The 607-nt window shown below is 34.1% G+C and carries 2 protein-coding genes; both read right to left on the bottom strand.

The genetic code is table 11. From position 1 onward, the window contains the following. A partial coding sequence (locus tag IE212_RS34575; protein ID WP_190201948.1) for a hypothetical protein occupies positions 1-405 on the bottom strand: 405 nt, incomplete at its 3' end. Between the two features lies 1 nt (position 406). Beyond that, on the bottom strand, positions 407-607 hold a 201-nt coding region (locus IE212_RS35340), incomplete at its 5' end, for a hypothetical protein (protein ID WP_229864740.1).

The following is a 607-nucleotide window of genomic DNA, read 5'->3' on the forward strand; positions in this document are numbered from 1 at the left end:
ACCTAGAGAATGTTTATCCCATTCATTATCTGAACCTTGTAGTCTTCTTATATTTCTTTCTAGATTACGAGTATTTACCTTAGGAACTAATTGGGAGGCATCTCCAGTATTTAGTAGAGCCTCTTTCCTTTTCATCCTTTTTTCTATGCAAGCCTCGATATAATCCTGGAAGTTTCTTTCACATGGGCAATCTGGTCTAAATATTGACTCATGTATTTCGAAGAAATCCGAAAATAATCGGAAGAACTTTTCAGACCTTTCTTTTATTTCTAGGTACTTATAATGAGATAATTTTAATATCTCTCCAGCTTCCCAAGCGGATTTACTCTCTGATAGCTGAAGAAAAAGGGACTGCTGCTCAGTTGGAGTCAAACAGTCCCATGCTTTCTTTTGGTATTCATTCATATTAACGCCTCCTTTTATTAATGTTCTCTTCTATCTTTTCAGAAGTAATAGAATTTGGGTCATAGTCAAAGTTATTACAGTGTAATTTATCTGGATCTGAATCCTGATATACACTGTAAAGAACACTATCAAAATCAAGAGTTACTTCCATTTTACCATGTTCTGGGTAAATGAGTACTTTTACTGTTCTATTAGTGTAATT

Origin of the sequence: Streptomyces djakartensis, from assembly GCF_014651075.1 — a bacterium.
Taxonomy (GTDB): domain Bacteria; phylum Actinomycetota; class Actinomycetes; order Streptomycetales; family Streptomycetaceae; genus Streptomyces; species Streptomyces djakartensis.